This window comes from Kluyvera ascorbata (assembly GCF_023195735.1).
Classification (GTDB): Bacteria; Pseudomonadota; Gammaproteobacteria; order Enterobacterales; family Enterobacteriaceae; genus Kluyvera; species Kluyvera ascorbata.
Genome location: NZ_CP096201.1, coordinates 1,181,627 through 1,203,668, shown reverse-complemented (window position 1 = coordinate 1,203,668; position 22,042 = coordinate 1,181,627). Strand labels below are relative to the sequence as shown.

At 54.7% G+C, this 22,042-nt stretch carries 25 protein-coding genes and 1 pseudogene; 21 read left to right on the top strand and 5 right to left on the bottom strand.

Features of this window, described 5'->3' with window-relative positions:
• Nucleotides 1-171 precede the first annotated feature (171 nt).
• From MY052_RS05805 to MY052_RS05755, 11 genes and pseudogenes are all read left to right on the top strand, one after another.
• A complete protein-coding gene (locus MY052_RS05805; RefSeq protein WP_054626376.1) occupies nucleotides 172-1,035 on the top strand; it encodes a GTPase family protein in 864 nt (287 codons plus the stop codon).
• Between the two features lie 93 nt (nucleotides 1,036-1,128).
• Complete coding sequence (locus MY052_RS05800) at nucleotides 1,129-1,956, top strand: DUF932 domain-containing protein (protein ID WP_054626377.1); 828 nt, start codon at nucleotides 1,129-1,131, stop codon at nucleotides 1,954-1,956.
• 226 nt (nucleotides 1,957-2,182) lie between these two features.
• Entirely contained in the window at nucleotides 2,183-2,878 is a 696-nt protein-coding gene (locus tag MY052_RS05795) for a hypothetical protein (protein WP_054626378.1), read from the top strand.
• Between the two features lie 37 nt (nucleotides 2,879-2,915).
• Nucleotides 2,916-3,089: pseudogene (locus MY052_RS05790) on the top strand (DUF4339 domain-containing protein); the annotation flags it as partial.
• Nucleotides 3,090-3,151: 62 nt separating this feature from the next.
• Nucleotides 3,152-4,060 (top strand): Ivy family c-type lysozyme inhibitor, encoded by a 909-nt coding sequence (locus tag MY052_RS05785; RefSeq protein WP_248538356.1) that lies wholly within the window; start codon nucleotides 3,152-3,154, stop codon nucleotides 4,058-4,060.
• A gap of 99 nt (nucleotides 4,061-4,159) precedes the next feature.
• Nucleotides 4,160-4,399, top strand: coding sequence for a DUF905 domain-containing protein (locus MY052_RS05780; RefSeq protein ID WP_054626379.1), 240 nt, complete (start codon nucleotides 4,160-4,162; stop codon nucleotides 4,397-4,399).
• An 83-nt stretch (nucleotides 4,400-4,482) separates the two neighbouring features.
• A complete protein-coding gene (locus MY052_RS05775; RefSeq protein WP_049606139.1) occupies nucleotides 4,483-4,941 on the top strand; it encodes an antirestriction protein in 459 nt (152 codons plus the stop codon).
• Between the two features lie 15 nt (nucleotides 4,942-4,956).
• Entirely contained in the window at nucleotides 4,957-5,433 is a 477-nt protein-coding gene (locus tag MY052_RS05770; RefSeq protein ID WP_054626380.1) for a JAB domain-containing protein, read from the top strand.
• Between the two features lie 8 nt (nucleotides 5,434-5,441).
• Nucleotides 5,442-5,663, top strand: coding sequence for a DUF987 domain-containing protein (locus tag MY052_RS05765; protein ID WP_054626381.1), 222 nt, complete (start codon nucleotides 5,442-5,444; stop codon nucleotides 5,661-5,663).
• 17 nt (nucleotides 5,664-5,680) lie between these two features.
• Nucleotides 5,681-5,998, top strand: coding sequence for a type IV toxin-antitoxin system YeeU family antitoxin (locus MY052_RS05760; protein ID WP_054626382.1), 318 nt, complete (start codon nucleotides 5,681-5,683; stop codon nucleotides 5,996-5,998).
• Between the two features lie 20 nt (nucleotides 5,999-6,018).
• Nucleotides 6,019-6,348 carry a TA system toxin CbtA family protein gene (locus MY052_RS05755; protein ID WP_054626383.1) on the top strand — a complete coding sequence of 110 codons (330 nt, stop codon included), beginning with the start codon at nucleotides 6,019-6,021 and terminating at the stop codon, nucleotides 6,346-6,348.
• 366 nt (nucleotides 6,349-6,714) lie between these two features.
• Here MY052_RS05755 and MY052_RS05750 read toward each other — a convergent pair whose 3' ends face one another.
• The 4 genes from MY052_RS05750 to lpxO all read right to left on the bottom strand — a co-directional run bounded on the left by MY052_RS05750 (nucleotide 6,715) and on the right by lpxO (nucleotide 9,272).
• On the bottom strand, nucleotides 6,715-7,251 hold the full coding sequence (locus MY052_RS05750) for a hypothetical protein (RefSeq protein ID WP_202217349.1): 537 nt from the start codon (nucleotides 7,249-7,251) through the stop codon (nucleotides 6,715-6,717).
• 212 nt (nucleotides 7,252-7,463) lie between these two features.
• Nucleotides 7,464-7,802, bottom strand: a complete 339-nt coding sequence (locus MY052_RS05745) for a DUF1869 domain-containing protein (protein ID WP_248538355.1) — start codon at nucleotides 7,800-7,802, stop codon at nucleotides 7,464-7,466.
• Nucleotides 7,803-7,812: 10 nt separating this feature from the next.
• Nucleotides 7,813-8,145, bottom strand: coding sequence for a TehB family protein (locus tag MY052_RS05740; RefSeq protein WP_035894643.1), 333 nt, complete (start codon nucleotides 8,143-8,145; stop codon nucleotides 7,813-7,815).
• A gap of 224 nt (nucleotides 8,146-8,369) precedes the next feature.
• On the bottom strand, nucleotides 8,370-9,272 hold the full coding sequence (lpxO, locus tag MY052_RS05735; protein ID WP_035894642.1) for a lipid A hydroxylase LpxO: 903 nt from the start codon (nucleotides 9,270-9,272) through the stop codon (nucleotides 8,370-8,372).
• Nucleotides 9,273-9,667: 395 nt separating this feature from the next.
• Here lpxO and MY052_RS05730 point away from each other — a divergent pair, with 395 nt between their 5' ends.
• From MY052_RS05730 to MY052_RS05685, 10 genes are all read left to right on the top strand, one after another.
• Nucleotides 9,668-11,770, top strand: a complete 2,103-nt coding sequence (locus tag MY052_RS05730; RefSeq protein WP_248538354.1) for a TonB-dependent receptor — start codon at nucleotides 9,668-9,670, stop codon at nucleotides 11,768-11,770.
• Between the two features lie 2 nt (nucleotides 11,771-11,772).
• Nucleotides 11,773-12,597 (top strand): heme/hemin ABC transporter substrate-binding protein, encoded by an 825-nt coding sequence (locus MY052_RS05725; protein ID WP_248538353.1) that lies wholly within the window; start codon nucleotides 11,773-11,775, stop codon nucleotides 12,595-12,597.
• A 17-nt stretch (nucleotides 12,598-12,614) separates the two neighbouring features.
• Complete coding sequence (hutW, locus tag MY052_RS05720) at nucleotides 12,615-13,958, top strand: heme anaerobic degradation radical SAM methyltransferase ChuW/HutW (RefSeq protein WP_248538352.1); 1,344 nt, start codon at nucleotides 12,615-12,617, stop codon at nucleotides 13,956-13,958.
• A 12-nt stretch (nucleotides 13,959-13,970) separates the two neighbouring features.
• Nucleotides 13,971-14,465: a heme utilization cystosolic carrier protein HutX gene (gene hutX, locus MY052_RS05715; RefSeq protein ID WP_248538351.1), complete on the top strand. Its 495-nt coding sequence runs from the start codon at nucleotides 13,971-13,973 to the stop codon at nucleotides 14,463-14,465.
• A complete protein-coding gene (locus tag MY052_RS05710; protein ID WP_248538350.1) occupies nucleotides 14,465-15,088 on the top strand; it encodes an SDR family oxidoreductase in 624 nt (207 codons plus the stop codon). The genes hutX and MY052_RS05710 overlap by 1 nt, the downstream gene beginning before the upstream one ends.
• A 50-nt stretch (nucleotides 15,089-15,138) precedes the next feature.
• Nucleotides 15,139-16,131, top strand: coding sequence for a FecCD family ABC transporter permease (locus MY052_RS05705; RefSeq protein WP_221181521.1), 993 nt, complete (start codon nucleotides 15,139-15,141; stop codon nucleotides 16,129-16,131).
• Nucleotides 16,128-16,895: a heme ABC transporter ATP-binding protein gene (locus MY052_RS05700; RefSeq protein ID WP_248538349.1), complete on the top strand. Its 768-nt coding sequence runs from the start codon at nucleotides 16,128-16,130 to the stop codon at nucleotides 16,893-16,895. The genes MY052_RS05705 and MY052_RS05700 overlap by 4 nt, the downstream gene beginning before the upstream one ends.
• 136 nt (nucleotides 16,896-17,031) lie before the next feature.
• Nucleotides 17,032-17,454: a hypothetical protein gene (locus tag MY052_RS05695; RefSeq protein WP_035894633.1), complete on the top strand. Its 423-nt coding sequence runs from the start codon at nucleotides 17,032-17,034 to the stop codon at nucleotides 17,452-17,454.
• Between the two features lie 226 nt (nucleotides 17,455-17,680).
• The gene (locus tag MY052_RS05690) at nucleotides 17,681-19,813 is read left to right on the top strand and encodes a TonB-dependent receptor (RefSeq protein WP_248538348.1); all 2,133 of its coding nucleotides are present in this window, start codon (nucleotides 17,681-17,683) and stop codon (nucleotides 19,811-19,813) included.
• An 11-nt stretch (nucleotides 19,814-19,824) separates the two neighbouring features.
• Nucleotides 19,825-20,838 (top strand): ABC transporter substrate-binding protein, encoded by a 1,014-nt coding sequence (locus MY052_RS05685; protein WP_248538347.1) that lies wholly within the window; start codon nucleotides 19,825-19,827, stop codon nucleotides 20,836-20,838.
• A gap of 95 nt (nucleotides 20,839-20,933) precedes the next feature.
• Here MY052_RS05685 and MY052_RS05680 read toward each other — a convergent pair whose 3' ends face one another.
• A complete protein-coding gene (locus MY052_RS05680) occupies nucleotides 20,934-22,040 on the bottom strand; it encodes a fimbrial protein (RefSeq protein ID WP_248538346.1) in 1,107 nt (368 codons plus the stop codon).
• Nucleotides 22,041-22,042 lie beyond the last annotated feature (2 nt).

Here is a 22,042-nt window from a genome sequence, read left to right as displayed (position 1 = left end):
CCTGATCCTAAAAAATGTAATTATGAAAGGGAACGCCAGAAATTTTATACCGTTCGCAATGAGAACGCATTCCAAAACTTTTCAAATATATATCATCATCTTGAACATATCACTATAACGGCGAATCCATAAGGATTCGCCGTTTTTGTTTTCTTTGTTTCAGGAGATATCATGAATAATCTGGGAGGGTTGCAGTCCTTGCAGGGCTCACTTAAGGGCTTACCAGAATGGGCCTCAGAACGGGTCATGCAGCAAATTCGTCAGCTCACAAACTACGAGCCAGTTATCGGCATTATGGGGAAAACAGGGGCGGGAAAATCGTCGCTGTGCAATGCCCTGTTTGCCGGTGAAGTGTCGCCGGTCAGCGATGTGGCGGCCTGTACACGTGAACCTCTGCGCTTTCGTCTGCAAGTCGGTGAGCGCTATATGACGCTGGTGGACCTTCCCGGCGTGGGGGAAAGTGGTGCACGCGATACTGAGTATGCTGCGCTGTACCGCGAACAGCTACCCCGGCTCGACCTAGTACTGTGGCTGATTAAGGCTGATGATCGGGCTCTGGCGGTGGATGAGCATTTTTACCGGCAAGTGATTGGTGAGGCATACCGGCATAAGGTGCTGTTTGTTATCAGCCAGTCAGACAAAGCTGAACCCACCAGCGGAGGAGAACGATTATCCACAGAGCAGAAGCAAAACATCAGCCGCAAAATCTGCCTGTTGCATGAGCTGTTCCAGCCCGTGCATCCGGTGTGTGCTGTGTCGGTCCGTCTACAGTGGGGACTACGGGTGATGGCAGAGCGCATGATCCGTTGCCTGCCGCGTGAGGCCAGCAGCCCGGTGGTGTCGCAACTGCAGCATCCCTTTCGCACAACGGTAGTCCGGGAGCAGGCCCGTGACGATTTCGGTGAAACCGTAGGTGCAGTACTTGATACCATCAGTGCTTTGCCCCTTATTCCCGCCCCGATGCGGGCCGTCATTCAGGCCGTGCGCGGCACAGTGGTGTCGGTTGCCCGTGCCGTCTGGAATTTCTTCTTCTGAATATTGCTTCTTAATCCGTCGTTTCCTGAGCCCTGTCGCCATTTGAGCGGCAGGGCTTTTTTGTCTTTATTTTCCATCATGAGGAGTCTGCTTATGACCCGTCTGGCTTCGCGCTTTGGCGCAGCAAACCTTATTCGTCGTGATCGTCCGTTAACCCGTGAAGAGCTGTTTCGTGTGGTGCCCAGCGTGTTCAGCGAGGATAAACACGAATCCCGCAGTGAACGTTATACCTATATTCCGACCATCTCCCTGCTGGACAGCCTGCAGCGCGAAGGCTTTCAGCCATTCTTTGCCTGTCAGACCCGGGTACGTGACCCTGGTCGTCGGGAGCATACAAAGCATATGTTGCGTTTGCGTCGGGAGGGACAGATTACCGGTAAACAGGTCCCGGAAATCATTCTGCTCAACTCGCATGACGGCACAAGTTCGTATCAGATGCTGCCGGGATTATTCCGTGCAGTGTGCCAGAACGGGCTCGTCTGCGGTGAGTCTTTTGGTGAGGTGCGGGTGCCGCACAAAGGAGATGTGGTGAGTCAGGTGATTGAAGGGGCGTATGAAGTGCTGGGGATTTTTGACCGTGTGGAAGAAAAGCGAGATGCCATGCAGTCGCTGATGCTGCCGCCACCTGCTCAGCAGGCTCTGGCACAGGCCGCGCTGACGTACCGCTTTGGTGAGGACCACCAGCCGGTTGCCCCGTCACAAATACTTTCCCCACGCCGCTGGCAGGATGAGAGTAATGACCTGTGGACCACCTACCAGCGTATTCAGGAGAACCTGATAAAAGGCGGGCTTAGCGGACGTAGTGTAAAAGGCGTGCGAACGCATACCCGTGCCGTGCGCGGCATTGACGGAGATGTGAAGCTTAACCGGGCACTGTGGGTGATGGCGGAAGCCATGCTCAGTGGTTTCCGGCCTGCGTGAGTTCACATTTTACCTCTGGCATGGTTATTAAAATGTGAATAAATGACACACCCTGTCATTTCGGGTGCACAGAACTTGCCGGTTAAATCATCAGAAATCCGCGCAGGTCTGATAATCACGGGCTTCATGCGCTTCCCAAATTAATTCCCGTCGTGGACATATCCTGTCAACCCTCTCCTTTAGAATCTTATTTCTTTCAGTCAGTTAACCATGCGGAGGAGCCTCCATGCCACTGACAGAGCGCCGCTACGACAGGCTGGCGGTCAGGCTGTCGCTGATTATCAGCCGTCTTGTGGCGGGTGAAACGTTAGAGATGCAAAAACTGGCGACCGAGTTTGATGTGTCGGTCCGTACCCTGTACCGGGATTTTCGCGAACGACTGATGTACCTGGACCTCGAATGTCATCAGGGATGCTATCGCCTGCGGACCGGTGCAGGTCCGCAGGGTGAACTGGATGTGCTGACTTTTGCATACCGGGCCGGGCTGGCCGATATCTTTCCGGGGCTGGACCGGCGTCTGGCGGGCGCACTGCTGGCATCGGATGGAACCCCTTGCCTGGTGTGGCAGTCACCACAGCCGATAACGACCACCAGCCCGCTGGTATTTTATCGACTGGTCAGCGCCATCACCGGCAGCCAGCGTGTATTGCTGCTCGCGGACGGTGAACGTTGTGACGGACTGGCCCCGTACCGTCTGATATTTCTCGACGGCTGCTGGTACCTCACCGGTGAACTTAACGGGCATATAACCGTGCATCCTCTGGCGACCATCCATGCAGTGACAATCCTGAACACCACTTTTACCCCTCGAAAACGACTCAGCCTGTTAACCACTCAGGCAGGCTTTATCCGGGCACTTCCTCACTTCAGCTGTATCCGTGAAGTTTTGTCACAGGCTGCCGATAACGGGGGATCGGGATGAGCTTTGGTTTAATGACCTCTGTTAACAAGGAAAAACAATGACATGGCATTACGAGATAAATGGCGTACGTCACGACAATGTGACCGAAGACGACATCACCGGCCTGATTGTTCACGGTGAACTGACTGCCGCCACTCTGGTTTGGCGACAGGGAATGACGGAGTGGCAACCGGTCTCCGCCACCCCACTAGCTTCGGTGCTACTTCAGAGCGCCATACGCGAGCATACGCCCACAGCCCCTGACGCATCAGGGGCTTTATAAGGAGTCTTATAATGAAAAGAAAATCTTTCTCTGCAAATGTGAAATGGAGTTGGTTGGCATTGTCTGTGGCACTGATGGCCCCGACTGTAGTCCAGGCAACCGCCAAAACGGCGGTAGAAGCCAAGAACTGTCAGTCAGAAAACAATACCTGCCCATATCCTTTCGACCTGTACAAAACCGACCCAGCGTACAAAAAGTCGTTTGATGAGACCATGAATCAGAATGGTTTACCGGCGATGCTCGACGAGATGAATGGTCCAGCGGGTCCGATGGAACCAGTAAAAATTGACGGTAAAGTCTACCTGAAAGGTTTTATGTGTGAAGACGGTAACTGTGGTAACCACAATCTGACATTCTTGTACCAGCCTGACCTCCATAACTTCGTGGGCTTCTACAGCAACGGTAAAGATGGGCAATGGGTTAACACCCCAAGTGATGGTGAGCTGAAAGTATTACGTGCATTAGTCAATGGGACTGCGGAACCAACACACACGCCAACCGTCACTACCACGTCCAATGATGCACCACCAGCGAATACCATCTGGGAATTTACCGGGGGTAACGGTGACACTCTGTGGAACATGTGCGGCGGTAAACATAACAGTTGTGTGATTGTTGGTAATACCAAACACGTGGCCGCCGTGTTAAATCACAAATCTGCAAGTGGGTGTTCATTAGGTGATTTTTACATCATTGACAGGGATGACCGTTCCTGGCAACAGCGAGATACTGGAACCTGTAGTCCAAATGCTTGGGTGCGCAAAGGCTCCATTAAAGGTGGTCAATATCTGTCTGTTGACATCGGCGTCGGTGATGAAACTGTTATCCAGTACCCTATCGGTTACTGGTCAGACATGAAAGAGTTTTCCGGCCCGAACCGACCATCCTGGGAAAAAGCAAAACAAGCTGCTAAGCAGTAGTGTTATCGTTACGACACGAAACATACCCTATTTTTCCTTCCTCTCTTTCAGTCCCCTGTCGCTTTTGCGACAGGGGATTTTGCTTTTAAGGTACACCGAATGTCTGAACCTAAATGGTTACCACCGGGACCTTTCATCCGACAGCAGGCCGAAGCGATTACCCGCCGATATCACAACATCGCCATTGAAGACGACCAGGACAGTCACTTCCGTCTGGTGGTTCGCGACCCCGAAGGCCGGATGGTCTGGCGGGCGTGGAACTTTGAACCGGATGCCGGTACGGCCCTCAACCGGTATATCGGGCAGGATGGCATTTGCAGAGCATTATCCACCGACTGACTGCAGTCATTTTTCAGACCCTGATTACCCCACCTCATACGCCAGCCATCGCCGCTGGCGTTTTTTATTGACGGAGAAACCCTATGACAACACAGACACAGCACGAGTTTGTTCCCGCTAACGAACCGCAGTTCACCCTCAGTGCCACGCTGGTACCCGACGAACAGCGTATCAACTTCTGGCCACAGCACTTCAGCTCCATTCCGCAGTGGATAACGCTGGAGCCACGAATTTTTGTCTGGATGGACCGCTTCTGTGACAAGTACAGCGGCGGTATCTGGTCGTTTTACACACTCAGCAATGGCGGGGCGTTTATGGCACCCGATGCTGAGGATGACGATAAATGGCATCTGTTCAACAGCATGAATGGCAATGGTGCTGAAATGAGCGCGGAAGCCGCAGGCATTGCTGTCTGCCTGATCGAATACAGCCATCACGCCTGTCGCACCGAATGCGATGCCATGACGGAGCACTATTATCGCCTGCGGGACTATGCCCTCCAACATCCTGAAGCCCACGCCATTCTGCGTATCATCGACTGACCGGAGGAACAACAAATGAAACAGCTTTCCTTTTTACCCGGCGAGATAACGCCACAGGACCGGCGTCTCATCCAGCGTGCTCTCAGGGTTCTAGACAGGCATTTGCATGAGCCCGGGGTGGCCTTCACCTCCACACATGCTGTCCGTGAATGGCTGCGACTGCATATGGCCGCACTTGAGCGGGAAGAGTTCCGGGTGTTGTATCTGGACAACCAGAATCAGCTTATTGCCCATGAGACGCTCTTTAGCGGCACGATTAACCGCACCGAGGTGCATCCCCGGGAGGTGGTCAAGCGCGCCCTGTATTTCAACGCGGCGGCGGTAATACTGGCGCATAACCATCCTTCCGGCGAGACGACGCCCAGCCAGGCTGACAAAGCCCTCACGCAGCGGCTGATTCAGGTACTTCAGATGGTGGATATCCGTGTCCCCGACCATCTGATTGTCGGTGGCAGGCAAATCTATTCGTTCGCAGAACACGGTCTGCTGTGAGGTATTAAATGAAAATTATCAGTAAACGCCGGGCAATGACGATATACCGCCAGCATCCTGAGTCCCGAATCTTTCGCTACTGCACCGGCAAATACCAGTGGCATGGCAGCGTCTGCCATTACACCGGCAGGGAAATTCCGGATATTCCCGGTGTGCTGGCGGTATACGCCGAACGCCGCCAGGACCGCAACGGACCGTATGCCTGCCTGATGAGTATCACCCTGAACTGACAATAAAGAGGTTATCAATGAGCAAAATCACATGGGGTCTGCAGCGAAATATCACGCCACACCTGGGAGCCCGTCTGGTGCAGGAGGGGAACCGGCTGCATTATCTGGCTGATCGGGCCAGTATCACCGGTAAGATCAGTGACGCCGAATGTCTTAAGCTGGATGTGGCATTTCCGCATTTTATCAGTCAGATGGAATTGATGCTGACCACCGGTGAAATGAACCCTTGCCATGCCCACTGCGTCATCCTGTATCACAACGGTTTCACCTGCGAAGCCGATACCCTTGGCAGTTGCGGCTACGTATACGTCGCCGTTTATCCCACTCAGCGCTAACAAATTTCACGAGAGCAAACATGAAAACTTTACCTGCAACAACTCCGCAGGCGGCGAAGCTATGTCTGCCGCCCGTGGCCGTCTGGCAAATGTTACTGACACGCCTGCTGGAAACGCACTATGGCCTGACACTGAACGACACGCCATTCAGTGATGAAACTGTTATTAAGGAACATATTGATGCCGGGATCACCCTGGCCGATGCAGTCAACTTTCTGGTGGAAAAATACGAACTGGTTCGTATCGACAGGAATGGATTTTCGTGGCAAGAACAAACCCCGTATATTTCCGTAGTGGATATTCTGCGAGCAAGGCGCTCTACCGGCTTGCTAAAAAATAACGTGAAATAAACGCTTAAATACAGAGCAGACTAAAGGAAAGCAAAATGCTAATCTCACCAACGAAGAGGCTCCTGCTATAACCTCCCCTCCCCTGCCAAAAAAACCTGACATTTTCTTTTAGGACCAACAATGGGACCAAATTGAAAATTGAATTGAAAGTTAAGTATTATAAAACAACTGGTTACACAACCAATTCAGACTCCGCCAGCCCACCAAAATTCTTTGTTGATGGTCACCAGAGCCTGAGACGAAGTCCTAAAAGCCCGCCTAGCGGGCTTTTTTGTGTCTGCTATTTTATCCTGCGATATATCAAAGTCTGAAACGTTCAAACAGAAGTACACCCGCAAGCAGACTCGCCGCCAGCAAAGCAAAAACCTACGCCCCCATCAATTTCGCAAACCAGAACTTACACACCCCACTACGCACATTCCACGGCTTAGCCGGTTTATCTTTATATTGTTCATAAATTTTATCTAAGTTGTCGCTACCCGATAACTTCAGATCCAGCGGCACTTCCACTACGCCCTGGTAAGGTATGGCAACATAATGTTTTCCGGCTTCAGGAATAAACGCGGTTTGCGTGACGATTTGACGGCCGCTTGAGTTATCCATCACATAGAGGGCCCAATACTGGTTGGGACGAATTCGGCTTTCATAAAAGCGGTGAACTTTGCCTGCCATAAGGTTATTGCTGATATAAATAAGCTCCTGATCTTTATAGCAATCACCTTCTTTGGCAAAACGCTGAAAGTAAACCAATCCTTGATGTTGGTCATTGAGCTGAGTGTAGACAACAGCTGCATCCTGCCCGGTGTACGGATCGTAACGCTTTGTACCTAAAGGCCCCGGCGCACATGCCGATGCCAGTAATGCCAGACCAACAACTATCCCAGAATAAAAATGACGCACCATAACCTCCTGAATGTTATATCTTTTAATTCGCCATTTAGCATATCCACAACGAAATAGGTTGCCTAATCATTTGCAACGTTAGCTCCAAATAATAGGGGGTTAAAAAGCGCAAATTCAGGAAGCGATCGTGGGGGGACAGCAGCAGATAACCTTGTAAACCCGTCCAGGATACCTGCTAACTGTAATGCAATGCTAAGAAAGGAATAGCTGTACTACCAACCGCAGACGTTAGTCTCTTCGTCCGACTCATACCCGCGAACAATGTTCACCAGATCTTTCACCGCATCAGCGGCCACGGTCGGGTCCTGCAACTCGCTCAATTCAGCAAACTCTTTATCCACCGACACACCGTTATTATTATTGGTGACGGTCAGCAGGAAGCCTTTACCCTGGGAATTATCAGGAGAAAGTGGAGAAATAAGCTCAGCGACAGCCTGTACGGCAATATCAGGAACATAAAGCGCCATCGGTTTTAGATAAACCTTTTCCTGTTTCGCTTTGTTATTACCGTTAATAACCGCTAAGGAATAACCTTTATTTTCACTATTCATAGTGCCCATTTCATCCTTCTATCAAAATCTTAGGATCGACATAGAAATCAACATTAAATACGGTGTCGTCGCTTAATGCTTCAATACGGTGCCATTTCTCCGCCGGAAAAACGCCAAACTGGCCGGCTTCAATCGTCATGGTTTCAACCGGGTCCGGGCTGGTCTCATCGGCATAACCATAGTAGCGAATCGCCCCCTGCATCACCGCCAGGCGAGGGAATACCCCCTGTCGCGTACCGGCATCAAGGTGGCGTTTCCAGATAGACGCCGGTGCGGTTTCTTTGGTCCACAGCGGCGTGGTGCGGGTATGAACATAATGAGTGGGGATAATGATTCGCTGCATGATTCTGCCTCTCTTTCCACGCCGATGCGCGTAGTCTGGAATGGGAAAATATGATGCATATCATATACCCCTTTTAATCACCGAGGGTATTACTTTTTAATCTCAACAGCACCTACCCCTATTTATACTCAATAAGGGTTAAATTATTTTAAATATAATCGCAGGGCAGGCTTGCTGCCCTATCAGAATTAATAGGATAAAAACGAATCATTAATCAGATGTACCTAAAATGCTCGCCAGATCAGCACCGCAATGCCTATAAATAGTGTCCATTTCACAATGTAATACACCGTTTTATTCCACTTCTTCAATCGCTTACCCACAATACGAATCTGGTAGATATAGCGGAAGCTACGGTTAATACCACCGATACGGTCTCCGGTATCATTGGGTGCTACGGCGGCGCTCATCAGATTACGTCCCAACCAATGGTTAATTTTCTGCGCCCAGCGGTAACGCATTGGGCGTTCAATATCGCAGAACAGGATCAGTCGATTCTCACCGCTGGTATTTTCCGCATAGTGAATATAGGTCTCATCAAACAGCACACCTTCACCGTCGCGCCAGCTATAGCGATCGCCGTCGACCTCGATATAACAGCGGTCGTCGTTGGGCGTTGCAAGGCCAAGATGATAACGCAGTGAACCCGCGTATGGGTCACGGTGGCGCGGTAGGCGGCTGCCATCGGGTAGCGTTGCGAACATCGCCGCTTTAACCGATGGAATGGTGCGCAGCAGTTCGGTGGTTTTTGGGCAGAGCTCACTGGCCGAAGGGTGTGCGTCTTCATACCATTTCAGGTAAAAGCGCTTCCATCCGGTTTTAAAGAAGGAGTTAAAGCCAGCGTCGTTGTATTTTTCCGCGGCTTTAATCTGCTCCATTTTTTGCAGATGAATCCCCTCTTCGCGGATGGTCTCCCAGTTATCCCTCAGCACCGCCAGCTCCGGGAAGTTCTCTGGGCGGAGATACGGGGTATTCGGCACGCGTGAAAAGAGATACATAAAGCCGTTTAAGGGGGCGGTAAAAGTGGAGTGGTCGGAGAGCTGTCGCCAGAATCGAAAGCGGATTTTGCCGCGAAAATGCACGTAGAGCACCGAAATGATAATAAGCAGTAAAATAACGTATTTCATATTGTCTTACCCGGTCTCGGTTATGTTTGGTCGTCCCCTACAGGGATCCTTCCTGAAAAATCCAAAACATTAACAAATGTAATACATAATCAAGCAACCGCATTACCAAAAAGCAACATTCAACATTCCTCTAATGTGTTCTCCTCCCTCTATTTTCTTTGCCCTCGCCCGATTAGTTGATAATCCTTCCTTATCGAAAATTCACATCATTAACCACCTAATTACTATCAGTATTATGGTGATCAATATCACATTCAGCTGGCTTCTCTCCCGCATAAATTGACCCAAATCAAAGATGCATTTTGTTTATACCTTCGATGCTGGACGTGCTTTTTATCATGTGCAAATGTAATTGATAGTAATTATTATTATCATATCTATTTATAGGGTTTCCGATGTTGCACTCCATTACCCGAGGGTCCTTCGTGCTCTCCGCGCTGTCGCTGTTTGTCGCCAGCGCGGCGTCAGCCTCTACGTCATCCACCACGCCGAACAAAACCAGTAAAGAAGAGACGCTCGTCGTCACCGCGAACCGTTCGGAAAGCTCGCTGTGGGAAAGCCCGGCAACTATTCAGGTTATCGACCACCAGACGCTGCAAAACTCTACCAGCACCTCCATTGCCGACGATTTGCAGGATATTCCCGGCGTAGAGATCACCGATAACGCGCTGGCCGGGCGTAAGCAGATTCGTATCCGCGGCGAGGCCTCCTCCCGCGTACTGATTTTGATCGACGGTCAGGAAGTCACCTACCAGCGTGCCGGGCAAAACTACGGTGCCGGGTTGCTGATTGACGAGTCGGCGCTGGAGCGCATTGAAGTGGTCAAAGGCCCTTACTCGGTGCTGTACGGCTCACAGGCCATCGGTGGCGTGGTGAACTTCATCACCAAAAAAGGCGGCGATAAGCCGCTCGCAGGGACGGTGAAAGCGGTCTACAACTCCGCCACGGCTGGCTGGGAAGAGTCGGCGGCAGCGTGGGGTAGCATTGGACAGTTTGATTACCGTATCAACGGCAGCTATTCCGATCAGGGCGATCGCGATACGCCGGACGGCCGTCTACCAAACACCAATTTCCGCAACAACAGTCAGGGCGTCTGGCTTGGCTACAATCTGGATAATCAGCATTTCGGGCTGTCGCTGGACCGCTACAAGCTCTCAACCCAAACCTACTACGAAGACCCGAACGGCGATTACGATGCCTTTAGCGTCAAGCTGCCGAAACTGGAACGTGAAAAGGTCGGTTTGTTCTACGACGTCGATGTCGACGGTGATTATCTGAAGAAGATCCACCTCGACGCCTACGAGCAGACCATCGCCCGTAAGTTTGAAAACGAAGTACTGACGTCGGCTGTTCATAACCAAACGCAAACCAACGACAAGCAATACACCCAGGGTGTGACGTTACAAAGCAACTTCTCGCTGCCGGCCAATAACAACCTGGTCGTCGGCACACAGTACCAGCGTGACCGTGTCTCTCAGACCACCAACGGCTCAACTTACCTGAAGCCGATATCGCGTGAAACCCAAACCCGCGCTTATAACGAGTCTGAGCAGAGCAATACCTCGCTGTTCGCCCAGAACGACTGGCATTTTGCCGATAACTGGACCTGGACGCTCGGCGCTCGCCAGTACTGGCTGTCGTCAAAACTCACCCGTGGCGATTCGAATTCCACAACAAACGGCATCACGAAAGACACGTCTATCGGAGCACAGTCTACAAGCGACAATGCGCTGGTTAGCGCCACCAGCCTGCGCTACTCAGGATTCGATAACATTGAACTGCGCGCAGCGTTCGCTCAAGGCTACGTCTTCCCAACGCTGACGCAGCTGTTTTCGCAAACCTCTGCAGGGGGCGGGACAACCTACGGCAATGCCAACCTGAAAGCCGAGCACTCCAACAACTACGAGCTGGGTGCCCGCTACAACGGTAACCTCTGGCTGGTGGATGGCGCAGTCTACTATTCGCAGGCAAAGGACTATATCGCCAGCGTCGCCTGTTCTGGTCAGGCTATCTGTAACGGCACGACCAACTCAGCGCGTAGTGGCAACTATTACTACGACAACATTGACCGCGCCAAAACCTGGGGCATGGAGCTGAGCGCTGAATATAACGGTTGGATCGTATCGCCTTACGTCAGCGGCAACCTGATTCGCCGTGAATTTGAAAGCCCGACGGGGAAAACCACCAATACCGGCGAGCCGACGATTAACGGCCGTGTCGGGGTGAAACACACGTTGATGCTCAATGCGGCAAACGTCACTTCCGACCTCTTTATCCGCGCAGCCTCCAGCGCCAAAGACGATACCGGTACGGAAGAGACGCGCACGCCTGGCTGGGCCACGCTGAACCTGGCGGTTAACACCGAATTCGGCGCTAACGACCAGTATCAGGTCAATCTGGCGCTCAATAACCTGACCGATAAACGCTACCGCACGGCGCATGAGTCTATTCCTGCGGCGGGCTTAAACGCGGCGGTCGGCTTTGCATGGAAATTCTGACGATGAAAAAACTGGCTATCGGATTACTGGCGCTGGCCGCCGTGTTCAGTGTCCAGGCGGCTGACCGTATCGTGGTTGCCGGAGGTTCACTTAGCGAGCTGATTTACGCGCTCGGCGCGGGCGAGCGCGTAGTCGGGGTGGATGAAACCACCTCATACCCACCGGAAACCGCGGCGCTGCCGCACATCGGCTACTGGAAGCAGCTCAGCAGCGAAGGCATTTTATCGCTGCGTCCTACCCGCTTTATCACCTGGCAGGATGCGGGCCCGCAGTTGGTGTTTGACCAGCTACGTTCGCAGCACGTCGCGGTGCTGACCCTGCCACGCGTTCCGGCCACCGTCGAGCAGATGTACACCAATATCCGCACGCTTGCCCGCGAGCTTGGCGACGAAGAACGCGGCACTGTGCTTATCAATACGCTGAGCCAGCGGCTGGAAAAAGTGGCGCAGAGCAGCGCCAGCAAACCGGCCCCGGTGAGCGCGCTGTTTATTCTCAGCGCCGGGGGCAGCGCTCCGCAGGTCGCGGGGAAAGGCAGCGTTGCCGATGCCATTATGACCCTCGCCGGTGCCCGCAACGTCGCGCAGCATCCGCAGTATCGCAGCTACAGCGCAGAAGCGCTGATTGCCGCTAACCCGGAGGTGATTATCGTCACCTCACAAATGGTCGATGGCGACCTCAACCGCCTGAGCACCATCGCTGGGATCACCCGCACCAACGCGTGGAAAAACCAGCGCATCGTGGTACTCGATCAATCACTGATCCTCGGCATGGGCCCGCGCGTTGCTGACGCGGTTGAAACGCTGCACCGCCAGTTCTGGCCACACTAAAGGACGTAGAAAGACCGATGATGTTGAATACCCCTACCGACCTGGATTTAACCCCACATTTTGCGCTGGAGGGCGGCCAGCCCTTTAAAGACCGCCGGGCGACGATGCCCTGGCGTGGCGCAGTACCTATCTCCAAAGAACAGCTTGAACACACCTGGCAAGAGGTGCTGGCTCACGCCGCGCCGCCGCGCAAGCGCCTGCTGTATCTGCACATTCCGTTCTGCGCTACCCACTGCACCTTCTGCGGTTTCTACCAGAACCGCTATGAAGAAGACCACTGCGCGCGCTACACCGATGCGCTGCTGCGTGAAATAGAGATGGAGGCCGACAGCGTGCTGCACCAGTCCGCCCCAATTCACGCCGTCTACTTCGGCGGCGGCACACCATCGGCGCTCTCGGCCCGCGACCTGGCGCGCATCATCACCGCGCTGCGCGAGCGTCTACCGCTGGCGCCGGACTGTGAAATCACCATTGAAGGCCGGGTGCTGAACTTTGACGACGCGCGTATCGACGCCTGTCTGGATGCCGGTGCTAACCGTTTCTCCATTGGCATTCAGTCGTTTAACAGCAAAATCCGTAAGAAGATGGCCCGCACCTCCGACGGCCCTACCGCCATCGCCTTTATGGAAGGGCTGGTCAAGCGCGACCGCGCCGCGGTGGTGTGTGATCTGCTGTTTGGCCTGCCCGGCCAGAACGCCGCGCTGTGGGGGGAAGATCTGGCGATTGCCCGTGATATCGGCCTTGATGGCGTAGACCTTTACGCCCTTAATCTGCTGCCCAATACGCCGCTTGGCAAGGCGGTTGAGAACGGCCGGACCAGCGTGCCGCAGCCTGCCGAGCGCCGTGACCTCTACCTTCAGGGCTGCGACTTTATGGACCAGGCCGGCTGGCGCTGCATCAGCAATAGCCACTGGGCGCGCACCACCCGCGAGCGTAACCTCTACAATTTACTGATTAAACAGGGCGCAGACTGCCTGGCGCTGGGCTCCGGCGCGGGCGGCTCCGTCAACGGTTATTCGTGGATGGTCGAGCGCAACCTCAACGCCTGGCACGAATCCATCGCCGCGGGGAAAAAGCCGCTGATGATGATGATGCGTACCGCCGAGCGCGGCTTCCAGTGGCGGCACCTGCTGCAATCTGGCGTTGAAACCGCCCGCGTGCCGCTGGACGCGCTGACCCCGCATGCGGCGAAACTCGCCCCGCTGCTCGCCCAATGGCACCGCGCCGGGCTGACGCTGGACGACTCAACCTGCCTGCGCCTGACCAACGAAGGACGCTTCTGGGCGAGCAACATTTTGCAGTCTCTTGATGAACTTATTCAGGCACTTAACACACCGCGCATTGCGGCTGAAACCCAATAACAGGAGTTAATGATGAGCAACGTATCCCTGCACGATTTTTTAAAAACCGAGCCTGACGGCACGCTGGAAGCTATCGCAGGCCAGTACAACACCACGCTGCTGGAAGTACTGAAAAACCTGCCATCCCACACGCTGGTCGCGGGCGACAAGTTCGACACCGTCTGGGACACCGTCGCCGAATGGGGCAAGGTCACAACGCTGGTGCATACCGCTGATGTGATTCTGGAATTTACCGGTGAACTGCCGTCCGGCTTCCATCGCCACGGCTACTTTAACCTGCGCGGTAAGAAAGGTATGACCGGCCACATCAAAGCGGAAAACTGCACCCACATTGCCCTGGTTGAACGCAAATTTATGGCGATGGATACCGCATCGATCCTGTTCTTCAACGCCGAGGGCAGCGCGATGTTCAAAATCTTCCTTGGTCGCGACGACCACCGCCAACTATTGAGCGAGCAGGTTGACGCCTTCCGTACGCTCGCGGCCGTACTGAAGGGAGAATCCTGATGAGCCCATGGTTAATTTTTGGCGCGGGAGGTAAAGGCATTGGCGCACTCACCGCCGCGCTGGCGCTGGCAGAAAAACGCCCGGTGGTGGCGCTGGTGCGTAACCCAGAGGCCGCCGCACGGCTGGAAGCGCTAGGCGCGCAGGTTTTTATCGGCGATGCCTGTAACGCTGATATTGTCGCCAAGGCCTGCCAGGCCGCTGGTGAAACGGCGACAGTTATCTCCACGATGGGCGGCGCACAGGATTATCTCGCCCACCGCACAGTGATTGATGAAGCGGAAAAAGCCGGTCTTCGCCGCATGATTCTGGTGACATCGCTCGGCTGCGGCGATAGCTGGCCATTCCTCTCCCCGCGCGCCAAAGCGGCGTTTGGTCAGGCCGTTCGCGAGAAAAGCCTGGCGGAAAGCTGGCTGCAAACCAGCACGCTGGACTACGCCATTCTGCGCCCTGCGGGCCTGCTCAGCGGTGAAGCGAGCGGTAAGGCGCTGCGCGTGCAGCAACAGGAAGTGCATGGTTTTGTGCAGCGTGCGGATGTCGCCGCGCATATTCAGGCGTTAGCCAGCGCCCCGACGCTCAACCAGCAGGTTTACAGCCTGGTTGAGCCGGACCTCAAACCGGCATAATCACTCTGCGGCGCGGTCCATCGCGCCGCATCGATGTAACGGAGCTTTGCGTGTTCAAGGATTCACTCTCTTCTTTCAGCGTTTTTATCGGCCTGCTGCTGATACTGGCGACCCTCGTGCTGGTTGGCGCCAGCCAGGGAGCGCTAAAAATCACCTTCGCCTCGTTGCAGGATGCGCACTACCGTGACATCTGGCTTAACATTCGCCTGCCCCGCGTGCTGCTGGCCGTGCTGGTTGGCGGCGCGCTGGCTACCGCCGGGGTTATCATGCAGGGGCTATTTCGTAACCCGATGGCCGACCCCGGCCTGTTAGGCGTCAGCAGCGGTTCGGCGCTGATGGTTGGCGTCGCCATTATTTTCCCGGTTTCACTCCCCGCCGCGTTTCTGCTGTACGAACAGATGATTTTCGCCGTCGTCGGTAGCCTGGTGGTGTGCGCCGTTATCTTCCTGATTAGCCTGCGCCACCACCACGGCGGCATGATCCAGCTTCTGCTGGCGGGGATCGCCATCAACGCGCTTTGTGGCGCGGCGATCGGCATTCTGAGCTATGTCGGCGACGAACAGCAGCTGCGTCAGCTCACGCTGTGGATGATGGGCAGTCTGGGCCAGGCACAGTGGCCGACGTTGCTGGTTGCCGCGTCGTTTGCGCTGCCCGCCATGGTCGCCACCGCCTGGCTTGCCACCACGCTGAACCTGCTGCAGCTCGGCGATGAAGAGGCGCACTACCTCGGCGTGAACGTGAAGCGAAAGCGGCAACTGCTGCTGTTGCTCAGTTCACTTCTGGTTGGCGCGGCGGTGTCGGTCAGCGGCGTCATTGGCTTTATCGGTCTGGTTATTCCGCATCTTATTCGCATGACCATTGGTGCCGATCACCGTTGGCTGCTGCCCTGCTCAACGCTTGCTGGCGCCTGCCTTTTACTGGTTGCCGACACGCTGGCACGCACGTTGGTGCAGCCCGCTGAAATGCCGGTTGGCCTGCTCACCAGCCTTATCGGCGGCCCCTATTTTCTTTGGCTGATCCTGCGGACACGGAGAGCGCTATGATTGAAGCTCAGAATCTCACCTACAGCATCAACGGCCGTCGCCTGACTCACAACGTTTCACTCACGCTGCCCGGTGGAGAAATCGTCGCTATTCTTGGGCCAAACGGCGCTGGGAAATCAACGCTACTGCGCCAGCTAACCGGCTACCTGAAGCCGGACAGCGGAACCTGCTCGATGTTTGGCAAACCGCTGGATGCGTGGCCAACCGAGGCGCTGGCCAAAAGCCGGGCCGTGATGCGCCAGAACCACGATATGGCGTTCCCCTTCAGCGTGATGGAAGTTATCCGCATGGGTCGCCACCCGCATCGCAGCAGTAACCCGCGCGATGAGACGGAACATATTATGGCGCTGTGCGACTGCCGTGAACTGGCTTCCCGCGACTATCGTCACCTCTCCGGCGGCGAGCAGCAGCGGGTCCAGTTGGCGCGTTTACTGGTACAGCTGTGGGAACCGGAGCCTACGCCAAAGTGGCTGTTCCTCGATGAACCGACCTCTGCGCTGGATATTCACCACCAGCAGCATCTGTTCCGTCTGCTGCGCGAGCTGGTACAGAAGCGGCAGTTTAACGTCTGCTGTGTGCTGCACGACCTCAACCTTGCCGCACGCTACGCCGACCGCATCGTGCTGTTAGAAAAAGGTCAGGTCATTGATAACGGCACACCGCAAGAAGTGCTGACGGAATCCGCCTTGCGCAACCTTTATCAAGCCGAAGTGGCCGTCACCCGAACGCACGACGACGCGCCGCTTATCGTGCTGGAAAGATGATGATTCACAGGCGGTTTTGGACGCTGACCAAAACCGCCTGTTGGAACACAATGATTCAATTACAGTTTATTCCTAAAGCCTCATTCAAAAGTCTGTGCCATCATTCCTATCGCTCACAAACTGATGAGGATTTGTTATGAAAAAAACAACAATTGCACTTTCAGCGCTTCTGCTGGCTTCCCCTGTTTTCGCAGCGACCACACACGCCACCGACGACACGGTTGCCCAGGCACAGGCAAACGCGAACACCGCAAAAGAGAAACTGCATCAGGCACAGAACCAGGGCGAAGAGCTTAAGCTGAAGTCTAAGCACGCCACCGAAGGTAAGAGCGACAGCGTAGGTAGCCAGGTGAGCGAAGGCGCTCAGAAAACATGGCATAAAACCAAAGAAGGGACCGAAAAAGGGTGGGATGCCACCAAAGAAGGCGCCCAGAAAGGCTGGAATAAAACCAAAGATGCTTCCCAGAAAGGGTGGGACGCCACCAAAGAAGGCGCTCAGAAAGGCTGGGATAAAACCAAAGACGGTGCCGCTGAACTCGAGAAAAAAGTCAGCGAATAACCCTGCTCGCCTGAACCTCAAAAAGCCGCTAATGCGGCTTTTTTTACGCCTGCCTACCCTATAACGCACAAACCTTCTTCACTTGCACCTACCACTCGTTATGTATTGACATATATAGCGACATTCCCCATGATATTCATCATACAAATAATAATAGCTGTTCCCCTCATGCGTAGATGGTAACCCGGTTACCACCAGTCTTTCCGCTAACACACTGAATATTAAAATGTTCGATAATAAAACTATACCGTTCGCTTCGGGGCTCCTGGCATTCTCGTGCCTGGCGATGTCGCAATCTGGCTATGCTGAGGACACCATGGTGGTCTCCGCTGGTGCCGCCGCTGCCGATAACAGCAGTGCGCAGGAGCCGCCCGCTTCGGAAAAACAGGCGACCTTAGGCAGTCTGGGCAAACGAACGGTGATGGATGTTCCCTGGTCAGTTCAGACGATGTCTTCTCCACTCATCAACGAGCAGCAGCTCAAAAGCGTCAAAGATGTTTACCGCTACATGCCTTCCGTGCAGGGTGACGGGGTTCGCCCGCAAACCCGCGGTATGCAGGGCAGCGTGGTGCAAAACCATATGATTGATGGCCTGAATGCCGTCTCCACCACCGAATACCCGGCAGAGCAGTTCCAAAGCGTTGAGGTGTTAAGTGGCCTGGCAGGTTCACTGTACGGCCCGGCGAACCCGGCGGGGATGTTTAACCTGGTCTCTAAACGTCCGACCGACACCCCGCTGCACCGCGTGACCGTAGGCACCAGCACCGGTAACGGCACGCTGACCTCCATGGACTTCAGCGGCCCTATCGATGACGGCGACCGTGTAAAATACCGCCTCAACCTGCTGAACGATGAGGGTCACGGCTATACCAGCGGCAGCCACAAACGCCGACAGTATGCGGGCCTCGGCCTCGACTTCCAGCTCACCGATAAAACGGTACTGGAGAGCAACTTCAGCTATTACCACTATTACGATAAAGGAATGCCGGGCTCATTCGCACTGGCAAAAGGGGTTCACTTCCCTTCCCCACTTGACCCAACCAAAGCCAAATACGGCCAGAGCTATGCCGGTAACGATGATGAAACCAGCACCGCTAGCCTGCATCTGAAGCATGACTTCGACGGTAACTGGCTGCTGGACGTTGGCGTGCTGCGCCAGATTGCGGACCGTGAATCCACCACCGTCACCAATACCCTGACCGATAACCACGGCAGCTACACCACCACCACCTCCGACTCCGCCGCCAGCCGCTTTACCATCAACAGCTATATGGCGAACCTGACCGGCAGCGTGGACACCGGTTGGCTGACCCACGACATCAGCACCGGGGTGCGCGGCTTCGTGTGGAAAAACTATAACCCTGTCGACGGCGGCACCTTTACGCTGGGTAAATCCTCGTTGGATCAGCACCCAGTCTACCCACGTCCACCGTACCCAGATTTCAACAAACGCTATCAATCCGCGACCACCACGCAGCATGCCTTCCTGTTGAGCGACACCCTGCACTTCAGCCCGCAGTGGAGCCTGCTGCTTTCCGGCAGCGAAAACCTGTTTACGGTCAGCAACTACAACAAGACCTACAAGCAGACCAGCGACAAAAAAGACAGCGGCGCGAGTGGTTCTGCAAGCCTGATGTATAAGCCTATCGACAACATCACGCTTTACACCACCTGGGCCGATAGCATGCAGCAGGGCGATACCGCGCCAACCGGCGCAAACAATGCCGGACAGATCCTCGACCCGTACCGTAGCCATCAGGTTGAAGTGGGTGCGAAATATGCCCCAATGCGGGATTTGATGCTCTCCGCCGCGCTGTTCCAGGCCAAACGTCCCTTTGCCTATACCAACGACAACGGTGATTTCGCCCAGGATGGCATGCAGAAAAACCGCGGCCTGGAGCTGATGGCTGATGGTCACGTCACCCACAATTTACGTCTGTTCGGCGGCGCCACCTGGCTTGACCCACGTCTCCACGATACCGCCAGCGCTAGCGCAGACGGCAAGCAGGTGGTCGGCGTACCGCGCTTTACCGCCAGCATGCTGGCGGTTTACAGCATTGAGCAGCTACCGGGCGTCGATGTGGATACCAACGTACGTTACGTTGGCCGTCGTGCGACCGATAACGCCAATGACAGTTGGGTAGGCAGCTACACCACGGTGGATGCCGGTGCGAGCTACGCGACTCGCGTCTATAACACCCCCGTGACCTTTCGTCTGGACGTCACCAACCTGACTAACCGTCGCTACTGGACCAACGTGGTTCCTGGTGCGTTAACCGGTTATACCGGCGCAGGCAATGCCAGCGCGCAGCTTGGGGCGCCGCGAGAGGCACAACTCTCTATGCAGATTGATTTTTAAGGAGTAAGTCGATGAAACGTCGCCATGCGTGGTTGCTCTGCGCCTGGCTGGCTTTCCCCGCCCTGGCTTCCCGCCAGGTCGTGGATGATGCCGGTCATACCGTTACCGTTCCCGACCAGGTGAACGCCATCGCCGACGGCTGGTTTGCGCACCACTCGGTGCTGATGACGCTGGGGGCAGGCCGTAAAATCGTCGCCACCGTTAACCATCCGGAAAGTCAGCCGTGGATGTTTAAAATCACGCCGACGTTGAATCAGGCCTTGCAGGTTCGCGGTACCGCCTTTAACCCCGAGAGCCTGCTGGCCAAAAAGGTAGATGTGGTCTTCACCTCCGCGGGCAACGATAAAGCGGAAAGCTATCGTCAGGCTGGATTGCCTACACTACAAATGGCCTTTACCGATTATCCGTCGCTGATGAAATCCGTCACCACTACCGCCGACGTTCTGGGTACCGACGATGCGCGGACACGGGCGAAGGCCTATAACCAGTATCTACAGACAGCGCTTGAAAATGTGCAAAGCAAAATGCAGGGGCTGACGGCGGAGCAGCGGCCAAGCGTGCTGCATATTCAATCGCTTAAGCCGCTAAAAGTGGATGGCAGCCACACGTTGATTGATACCTGGATTAACCTCGCGGGCGGCAAAAACGCCGCGGCGGAGATTCAGGGCAATATGAAAGAAGTGTCGCCGGAGCGGGTACTGGCCTGGCAGCCAGACGTGATTATTCTCGGGGCAAACTGCGGCTCAATTGAGGACTCGCAGTATGCCGCGCTGTTCTCGGGGCTCAAAGCGGTGAAAAACGGCAAGGTCTTGCAGAACCCTGCGGGCGTGTTCCCATGGGATCGCTACGGTACCGAAAGCGCGCTACAGATCCAGTGGGCGGCGCTGATGCTGCACCCGGACCGTTTCCCAGAGGTGGATATCGCAAAAGTGACGCAGGATTTTTACCAGCGTTTCTTTGATTACACGCTGAGTAGTGATGAGACGCAGCGGATCCTGCACGCGCAGAAACCTGCTGAAAAGTGACGGTATTGAGGTTTCTCAGCTTATGTTTTAAACAAGCGGAGGGGATAGTTTTTATTCCTCCGCAATTTCCCCCTTACCCTAACCCTCTCCCCCGGTTAGTTATAAATAAGCGTAAACGTCGCCAGGCTGTTGGCCGTCCCGGCGCTCACCACGCTGCCGGTCTGCACATACTGGGCGGTAAAGTTAATTCGCTCGGCGCTGGCAGCCTCACTTGCCGTCACCGTTTTCAGCAACGGAAGATTAGCGGCTTCGTTAATTTTTACCGCAGTACCGGCCGCTGGCGCAGGGGCGCTGTTGTTACCATAGCTTAGCTTCACGCCGACGCCGCCTGCCGCGCCGCTCATCGGGGTAATCGCCAGGGTATCCGGGAACGCCGGGTCAGCCTCCTGGCCAAAAAAGCCAATGCGTACATCGGTCGGCTGGGAGCAATACACCGGTATCGCAAAGCTCTGCGCCGTGCCGCCGGTCGTGTTAACGCCTTTAAACTCCGTTTTACTCACCGAGCCTAGCCCTACGTTTATCGTCGGCGTCGTCACCTGGCAGCTACCGCTGGCACCGATATCAACGTTCAGCGCCGACAGGCCGAGAAACGTTGGCGAGGTCGTGGACGTGCCAGTATTTGATGCATCACGTAGATCCATAAACAGTTTGCCGACCTGAGGTTGAGCATCGACGTTGGTATGGTTACCGCCTGAAAGCGCGATATCCCCGGTCTTGTAGAAGGTGACGTAGGCTTTGATGACCACCTCTTTTTGCGTCAGCAGCGACGGCAGATCATCGCTGTCGCAGATGGTTGCCGAGGCGTTTCCCGCAGGCGTTGAACTGCCGTCAATGTAGTGCACCGCTCCGCCATTACACTGGAAGCCTAGCGAATAACCTAATCCAGTGAGTTTGGTGGAAAAGATATGCACGCCGTTCACAGCCACCGCCGCCCCCGACGTATCTACCTGCTGATAAACCACTCGCTTCCAGTTTGCCGCTGGCACCTGCAGGTCACAGGTAAAACGGATGCCGCTGCCGTTATCGGCCATCGAATGTGACATTTGGGAGTTCACCGGCAGCGTCGGCAAATACTGTATGTTCTGAGTATTAATGGTCATCTCACCGATGGTGTTACTGCAGCTTTCCGCCCACGCACTCTGGCAACCGCAGGCCATCGCCAACAGCATAATGAAGCGGATAACTGCGTGATTCCTGCACATAT